6 protein-coding genes are annotated in these 7612 nt (G+C 67.3%); 1 reads left to right on the top strand and 5 read right to left on the bottom strand.

Annotated features, from left to right (window positions below; translation table 11 throughout):
• Window positions 1-304: 304 nt before the first annotated feature.
• Together ABZ444_RS33245 and ABZ444_RS33240 are read right to left on the bottom strand one after the other, a co-directional pair.
• Window positions 305-628 (bottom strand): tyrosine-type recombinase/integrase, encoded by a 324-nt coding sequence (locus ABZ444_RS33245; protein WP_358005562.1) that lies wholly within the window; start codon window positions 626-628, stop codon window positions 305-307.
• Window positions 629-1475: 847 nt separating this feature from the next.
• Window positions 1476-2687: a serine hydrolase domain-containing protein gene (locus ABZ444_RS33240; RefSeq protein ID WP_358005559.1), complete on the bottom strand. Its 1212-nt coding sequence runs from the start codon at window positions 2685-2687 to the stop codon at window positions 1476-1478.
• A 239-nt stretch (window positions 2688-2926) separates the two neighbouring features.
• Between ABZ444_RS33240 and ABZ444_RS33235 the strand changes: the two genes are divergently transcribed.
• Entirely contained in the window at window positions 2927-3658 is a 732-nt protein-coding gene (locus tag ABZ444_RS33235; protein WP_358005556.1) for a MarR family transcriptional regulator, read from the top strand.
• 626 nt (window positions 3659-4284) lie between these two features.
• Here ABZ444_RS33235 and ABZ444_RS33230 read toward each other — a convergent pair.
• Genes ABZ444_RS33230 through ABZ444_RS33220 form a run of 3 tightly spaced genes read right to left on the bottom strand, consistent with a single transcriptional unit; the run spans window position 4285 to window position 7292 of the window.
• Complete coding sequence (locus tag ABZ444_RS33230; RefSeq protein WP_358005553.1) at window positions 4285-4848, bottom strand: hypothetical protein; 564 nt, start codon at window positions 4846-4848, stop codon at window positions 4285-4287.
• 51 nt (window positions 4849-4899) lie between these two features.
• Complete coding sequence (locus ABZ444_RS33225; RefSeq protein WP_358005550.1) at window positions 4900-6375, bottom strand: PrsW family glutamic-type intramembrane protease; 1476 nt, start codon at window positions 6373-6375, stop codon at window positions 4900-4902.
• 2 nt (window positions 6376-6377) lie between these two features.
• Window positions 6378-7292, bottom strand: a complete 915-nt coding sequence (locus tag ABZ444_RS33220) for a hypothetical protein (RefSeq protein WP_358005547.1) — start codon at window positions 7290-7292, stop codon at window positions 6378-6380.
• Window positions 7293-7612: the final 320 nt, after the last annotated feature.

The following is a 7612-nucleotide window of genomic DNA, read 5'->3' as shown; positions in this document are numbered from 1 at the left end:
TCATTGACGCCGACCAGCCGTGAGGCTTCCTTGTTGCCATAGCCCTGAGCCATGAGCCGAAAGTATTCCTGCCGCTCAGCCCGGAGCTTCTTCGCACCCTGCGCCTTGCGCACCTTGCGGATCTCGAAGTCCATCGCATCCCCTGGACTGGGGTGTTGCAACGAACCCTAGAACCCAAGCATGCCGTCTCAGGGGCTCTTCGGTCTCGCACATCGGCTATCGATGCTGACAACGGACGGGTGCGTCCGCTACTCGTCCATTGCCTTGGTGAAGACTTCGGCGGCCGAGGCCTCCGCCGCACGGATCACGTGGGCGTAGACCCGGAGGGTATCGATGGGTCAGCGTGGCCAAGGCGGGCCGCGACGACATGGACGGGGACGCCGGCCAAGGGCAGCGTCGTGGCATGGATGTGGCGTAGGTCGTGAAGCCGCGCGTGTGGCAACGGCGTGCCGGGGTTCGCTTGGTTGTATCGCTTGATCAGGATCGGGACGAGCGAGCTGAGCGTGTCGGGATGAACGGGCTCACCCGTCCCGCGGTGAACACGTAGTCGCCGCCGCCTCGCCACTCCGGGCCGAGTTGGAGCTTGTCCGCGGCTTGCTGTTGTCGATCTGTGTGTTCCACCTCCCATTCCCGTCCATGATCTGGTTCCAGAGCGCCTCTGCGTGACGGCGGATCATCCATTCGCTTTCGGCCGCCTCTGCCCCAGGCCCGATCTTGTCGAGGCGTCGGATGAAGCAGAGGCCGCCGGCCGCGCAAAGCTCGTAGACGATCGAGGCGCACTCGCAGGTGTACCGCCGCACCCGGAGGTGGTCGGTACGACGCTGCGACGTCTCCCAGGTGACCTGGACAGCCCTTGACGCACTCGGCGCAGGATGGATGCCGTGGCAGGGGGCGAGGTCGGCCGAGCCGACGTCTTTCGGAACGGTCAACGCCGAGTTCAAGAGGCGAGCTGTGTCCGCCGCAGCTGGTGATGGTCAGATCATGCCTCCGGCGGGATCTCCGGCCTCGAGGTGATCATTTCGCGAAGCTGAGCGTTCGAGTTCGTTGAGGTGGAAGCCTGATCACCTCGCACACCATCGACCCAGGCAAAGCCCGGCGGACCGGCTCCTCCGCATCAAGCCCGTGACCGCAGGGCCCGGGCGCCATGTGAGCAAGTCTCCGCCGAACCCGGGATGATCGACATGCCTGGCCGCCGAGCAGTTGGACGTCGCCGATCTGGATGTTGCCGTACGCGGTGTCGGCCTGGATCCCGACGAGGGCATGGTCAATGACGGAATGTGTGGCCGGTATGGCTTAGGGGACGTGGCTGGGCGGTTGCCAATGCATCGTCCGGTCTGCGGGACGATGAAAGCGACAGTTGCCGCCATCAAGCCCCGAGAGTCATCCCTTGGGTCCTCAGTTGGGGCCCAAGGCGTGACCTTCGCCGCCAGAAGAGACGTTCGCGGAGGCCTGCCATGCCCTGGCCAGGAGGGATGTCAGGAGGGTCCGGCGGCGCAGAATTCGGCTTCGAGGACGTCGGTGAAGGCGGCGATGGGGTTGTTCCAGTCGCCGTTGACGTTCTGGACGAGCATGCGTGTGGCGTCGCGGGTGCCGTACGCGTACGACCACGAACCCTGGAGTGCGCCGCCCATGCCCCAGACCGTTGTGCCGCAGGACAGTTTCACCGACGACATGCCGAGGCCGTAGGTGGTGTTGGGTATCCACTTGCCGTCGGGGACCGGATTGGCGGCGAACATCTGGCGCTGCTGGGCCTGCGGCAGGAGCCGGCCCTTGAGCAGCGCGGTGAAGAACCGGTCGAGGTCGGCGGCGGTGGAGATGATGTTGCCGGCCGCCCAGCCGGCGGAGGGGTTCAGCTCGGTCACGTCGTAGATCGTGGGCTTCGGCTCCTGGGAGTACAGCGTGGAGTAGTGCCGGGCGTGGGGGCCGCGGATCCGCACTTCCTCGCCTCCGGGTACGTGGGTGCCGGTCAGGCCGAGTGGGCGGATGATCCGCTGTGAGACCTGTTCGGCGTAGGTCTTGCCGGTCGCCTTCTCGACGATCATGGCGGCGAGGACGTAGCCGGTGTTGGTGTAGGTCCAGCCCTGGCCCGGCTTGAAATCGGGTGCGTTGGCCGTGCCGATCTTCACCAGTTGCTGGGGCTGGTAACGGTCATAGCGGTGTTTGAGGAAGCCAGGGCCGGCGAGGCGGGTCAGCATCTGCTTGTCGTTGAGGTGGTTGAACAGGCCGCTGGTCATGTTGAGCAGCTGCTTGATGGTGATGCGGCGGCCGTCGTTGCCGTTGCCGCGCACCAGGCCGGGCAGCCATTCTTCCACCGTGTCGTCCAGGCTGAGCTTGCCTTCGGCCGCCAGTTGCAGCACGACGGTGGCGGTGAAGGTCTTGGTGATGCTGCCGATGCGGAACCGCTCCTGCGGCAGGCGCTTGCGACCGGTTCGGGTATCGGCCACGCCCGCCGTACCGAACCACTGGTCATCGCCCTCGCGGACCGTCGCGAGGATGCCGGGAAGGCCGGTTTCGGTCACAGCCCGATCGAGCGCCTGCTGCACTCCGGGGTGGTCGGAGGTGGGGCCTGAGCCGGCCGCGGCTGCGGGTGCGGCCATGGCAGCGCCCGCAACCGCGGCGGCGGCGAGCAGACCGACGCTCGCCCGGATCGTGCGCGAGCGGGACGGCTTGGGGCCAATGGTGGTCATCTCAACTCCTTGTAGGGGGCGAGTACGCGAGTTCTCGCCTTGCGGATGACGGACACGCTATATCGCGTTTGCTATTCATTCAATGTGAAAGCTCTTCACCTTGAATGAAACTCCAGGTAGAAGCCAATACTTTCTTGCAATGGGGTCGCAGTTAATGCACAATATCGGCGTCTTTGCAATGAGGTTCGAGTTAATGCATACTGTGCGGCGACACCGCGGCAGCGAAGGGAGCCACAGGTATGCCGGGAGACAGGCTGACCTACCAGGATCGCCGGGACATCGCCGCCGGCTTGGCCGCAGGACTCACCTACTCCGTGATCGCCAGGGGCCTGCAACGCCCGGCCTCGACCGTCACCCGCGAGATCATGCGCAACGGAGGGCCCGTCGGCTACCGGGCAGACCAGGCCCATCAGGCCACCAAGCGGCGTGCCCGGCGGCGTACATCGGCCCCGCCGACACTGTCCCCGGCGCCACCAGCCGCCGCCATGCATGGACGGGCCGCCGAAGCTGTGCAAGATTTCCGGGAGCGCCTCGCCGCCGTGCTGGGCAGGGCCGGGCTCCCGTCGATGGTGAGCAGAGTGCTGGCCTGTCTGTACGCCACCGACACCGGCAGCCTCACCTCAGCCGAGCTGGTCCAGCAACTGCGGGTCAGTCCAGCCTCGATCTCCAAGGCCATCGGCTACCTCGAAAAGCAGGAACTGATACGGCGCGAACGCGACCCTCGACGACGGCGCGACCGCTACGTCATCGACGAGGAGGTCTGGTATCAGGCAGTGCTGGACAGCGCCCGCGTGAACGCCGAACTGGCCGACATAACCGAGCAGGGAGCCAAGGTCCTCGGCGCCACCACGCCCGGCGGCGCCCGCCTGCAGGACGTGAGCCAGTTCCTCGGACACGTCAACCACGACATCGTCCGCTCAGCCAACCACTGGCGGCGGCAGATCCACTCTCGCCGTACGACAGATGGTTAGAGCGGCAGAACGACCAACACAGCCACTGGCCGACACGTCTCATGAGCGGCGTCCACCGCGCTGTGGTACTCGAACAAGTCCCGCCTACGCGCTATGCGGACATGCCTCCAGTAGCTTGGCGCCCGTGGAGGAAGAACATCCGGGCAAACAGCCGGTGCAGTGGCCAGAGCGACGCAAGGACGTGCTCGAATCACTGCGAGCCCTGGGTGACCGCGACTACCAGGGCCAACACTGGCGATCCGGGGAAGGATGGCCGGACCTCACCGCTGCCGTGCACTGGCTCATCGACGACACCTTCATCGACCAACACGGCCGGCGCGGTTGCCGGTTGGCCCACGCAGGTGAGTGGCGCTCATGCGCTCGTCGTCGCCGCGACCGGGTGGCGCTTGTCGGCGGGTACGAGGGGCATCGGCGTCGGGTGGTCACCGGGAGCGTCAAAGGAGAAACCTTGCCGGTGGATCGTCCCACCCGGCTGGTGATGACTGACGGTCGGCCGGTTCCCAGGGGGCGGCCATGTTGGGCCGAGGCAGTGAGCTGCACGTCGTCGTAGGCACTGCTCGGTTGAAGGTGGGGTTCGAGGAGCTGGCGTCAGGGTGAGTGATCGAACGGCACATGCGGATTTTGTGTCAGTCGAGTGGCCATAGCTTGCGGCCCTTGGCGAGAATGCTGCCGAGGACCGAGCGGGCCTGGACGAGCTTGCCGTCGACGTCGCCGACCACGCTGTTGGGGTCGCCGATCTGGACCACGTTCTCGGCCGTGCCGACGAGGGTCGCGCCTTCCACCATCACCACTGTGCCGGACACGTGACCCACGAGGGTGCCGCCCCGGACGACGACGTCGCCGTCCACGTCGCCGACCCTGACCTCGCCGGGACCGACGACTTCGACCTCTCCGTGTCCGGCGGGTGCGACTCCGCCGGCGCCGGCCCTGTGCAGCTGCCAGGTGTAGAGGCCGGTGGCGGCCATGCCCAGCGCGCCCACGACGGCGGCGGCGACCGCGGGGACGGATTGGTCGCAGCGCACTACGATCCACTCGTTCGTGGGCTTGGGCGGAGCGGGGTCCTGACGCTGTTCGTACGTGATGGTGCCGCAGTCGGCCGCCGCGGGGGGTGTGCCGAGCAGCAGGATCCACACCGCTCCCCCGGCTGTGAGCAGGCATCGTGCCAGCAGCCGCTGCGTGCGGTCGTTCATCGGCAGTCCTTCGGGGCTTGGCGGTGGAGGAGAGACAGGATGGGGTCGGCGCTATGTGCTGTTTCCGGCAAGAACGGCCTTGATCGCCTGCACGCGGGCCCGCGACGACGCCTCGTCCGGTGCGAGCGGGTCGGCCTCGCCGCGCAGGCTGTGCCAGCGTTCCGTGGCGAGTTCGAGCTGGGCCGCGTGCAGGCGTGCCAGACGGCGGTAGGCGGCGATGCCGTGGCGCGGGGTCTTCGCGGCGCGTAGTGCGTCGACCTTGAGCCGGAAGCGCCGGGCGGGTGAGAGCAGCACTGCCGCTTCGGGCTCGGTGATCGCGTCGCGGGAGGCGGGCGGCAGGGTGGTCAGGGCAACGCGCAGGCCGCCTGCCTCGCTGCGCAGTCCGTGGCGCAGAAGGAGCACGTACAGAATGACCAGAGGACTCTGGAACAGCAGCAACTGGGCGGGCGTCAGCACCAGGACGTTGAGTGTGTCACTGGCGGTGAACCACTTGTGGGACTCCTTGCCGATGTAGTCGAGCATGGCGTTGTTGCAGAAGTGCGCGCCGGCCGCCGTACCGAAGCCGAGGGCGATCGTGGTGATCTGCTGGGGACGGCTGTGCAGTTGTCGGGCGATGCCGAAGGCGGCGCCGGTGATGGCGGTGAACGCGGTGTGTGCGGCCATGAGCCCGGCCACCTGCCGAGCCCAGAAGTGAAATCCGCCGCTCGCCCCGTCGAAGGCGGCCATGTACGTGATGCTCTCGCCGAAGTTGAAGCCGAGCCCCGTCGCGGCGCCGACGACGACGCCGGACACGACGGAGTCGAAATGCCGCCGGTAGAGCAGGAAGAGGATGGCCACGCCCGCCCCCTTGCCGAGTTCCTCGAAGAACCCCGAGATCATGGGCAGGCCGGTGTCCTTCAGGAGCATCACGTCAAGGGGATTCTCCGGGAGCGGGAAATGCAGGGTGGAGAAGGACTTCCACCACTCGTTCATGGTCAGGCCGAAGCCGCCGGCGACGACCGCTCCCCATCCCAGGGCGGTCGCCAGCAGGAGTACGGGCACCCGCCGGAAGCGCTGCATGTGGTGCACGAGCCACAAGGCGTACAGGGTCGTCGGCAGGCATGCGAGAAAGGCCAGCACGTGGGCGCGCGGCCAGACGGCCACGTCGATGAGGGACGGGATTCGCAAGGCCGGCAGCGCCAGCAGCGCCATCGCCAGCATCCGGCGGTATCGCCGTGCGACCCGCTCGCGGCGGTCCGGCGGCACGTGCCGGGCCTTGGCGTACCGCAGATGTCCCCAGGCGACGGCCGACAGCACCGCCAGCAGCGCCCAGCCCGGCAGGTACTGCCAGTAGACGAGCGAGTTGAGGATGTCCGAGAGCTTTTTCAGCTCCGGAATGCCTGCCTGGGCCACGTCGACCTGCGGCGGACGGACCTGGTTGATCAGCATGGTCAGCGCGACCAGCACATGCAGCGACACCAGGACGAGCAGCGCCAGGCGCTGCCGCCGGCAGGCCGGCAGGAGGTGGGCATGCGTTTCCTCGGTCATGGTCACCTGTCGGGCAGTGCGGGAGGGATGGGACGGGCAGGTGGCGGCGTGGAGGGCGATGCGGGCGGCTCCTGCCTGGTACCGGCGTGCGAGGGAACGGCCCTCGGCCAGGCGCGATCCGGCACGGGCGGGGACGGCCGGCCGGGGAGGCCGGGCAGATCGTCCAGAGTGGTGCGCCGGTCGATCGCACAGCTCACGATGAGCCCGAGGGTGAGCAGGCAGCCCCCGGCGATCGATGCATATGTCCGGAAGAAGCGCAGATGCGGCCGGGACTCGAAACCGGCGGGCTCCGGCAGCTTGCGCGGCGCGCGGGCCTGCTCGGGTTGCGGCAGGCGGGTCTGGCCGGGGTGCGGGGCGCGGGGGCCGGGCGTGTGTGGTTTTCGGGCGCGTCTGAATCTCCTGGGTCTGTTCGTGTACAGGAAGACGCCGAGCGCTGCGACAGCAAGCGCGATCATGATGCTGCGTATCGCCGCCACCAGGCGCGTCAGCGTCGGCACTTCGTTCTCGTCTGTGGCCGGCGGTTGTACGAAGAACTCGCCGACCGGTTCGATGTCGCTCACGTGGCAGGGCCCCGCGCCGGGGATGGTGAGTGCGAGGTTCGTCGCGTGCAGCTGGTATGTGCCGGGTACCGGCTTCCATGTGGCGTCGTCCAGGTTGCCGGAACCGGTCAGGACGGCGCGGCCGCCCACTGCTGTCCCGCTGAGGGGGATCGGCATTTCAACCGTCGCCGCAGCCGTGCGATTGTCATAGTCTTCGAGCTGTTTGCCAGGTTGCAGGGAGAATGTCACTCTGCCAGAGATCTGCGCGGGCAGGCCCTGGACATTCCCGCCGGGAAACCCTCTCGGCGCGGCAGCGACGTCACTTATATCAAGCCGCGCCTGAAACGGCGGGGTACTCGTTGTGCCGGCCGGAATCATCGGGGGTGAGGTCACTGTCAGTTGCCCGGTTCCTCCCGTCTCGCAGGTGACGGGGGCTGGTCCGGAGTGAGCGGAGTTCGTGAGCGCGGCACCCGAGGTCTGGAGGGTGGCCACGAATCCCAGAGCGCCAATCACAAAAGGGACGTATCCCATAAGCACACTTTCCGGACCGGACGTCGAAACTCAGGGCTGATAATTCATGCAACATATACCGGCCCGCCCAAGCACCTGCCGACAAAGGCGCAATTGCCGACGAGAACAGGCCCGTAGAGAACGCCTGCCTGCACCGCTCGCAGGTCGCGCACCATAGGCGGCCGGCT

Source organism: Nonomuraea sp. NPDC005730, assembly GCF_040630865.1.
Taxonomy (GTDB): Bacteria; Actinomycetota; Actinomycetes; order Streptosporangiales; family Streptosporangiaceae; genus Nonomuraea.
The sequence above is the reverse complement of the archived record's forward strand: the minus strand, read 5'-3'. Positions and strand labels throughout refer to the sequence as shown.

Bases quoted from the DNA above. Each gene is read 5' to 3' on its own strand.
- ABZ444_RS33245 (WP_358005562.1), bottom strand. From the start codon at position 628: ATGGGAGGTGGAACACACAGATCGACAACAGCAAGCCGCGGACAAGCT.
- ABZ444_RS33240 (WP_358005559.1), bottom strand. From the start codon at position 2,687: ATGACCACCATTGGCCCCAAGCCGTCCCGCTCGCGCACGATCCGGGCG.
- ABZ444_RS33235 (WP_358005556.1), top strand. From the start codon at position 2,927: ATGCCGGGAGACAGGCTGACCTACCAGGATCGCCGGGACATCGCCGCC.
- ABZ444_RS33230 (WP_358005553.1), bottom strand. From the start codon at position 4,848: ATGAACGACCGCACGCAGCGGCTGCTGGCACGATGCCTGCTCACAGCC.
- ABZ444_RS33225 (WP_358005550.1), bottom strand. From the start codon at position 6,375: ATGACCGAGGAAACGCATGCCCACCTCCTGCCGGCCTGCCGGCGGCAG.
- ABZ444_RS33220 (WP_358005547.1), bottom strand. From the start codon at position 7,292: ATGATTCCGGCCGGCACAACGAGTACCCCGCCGTTTCAGGCGCGGCTT.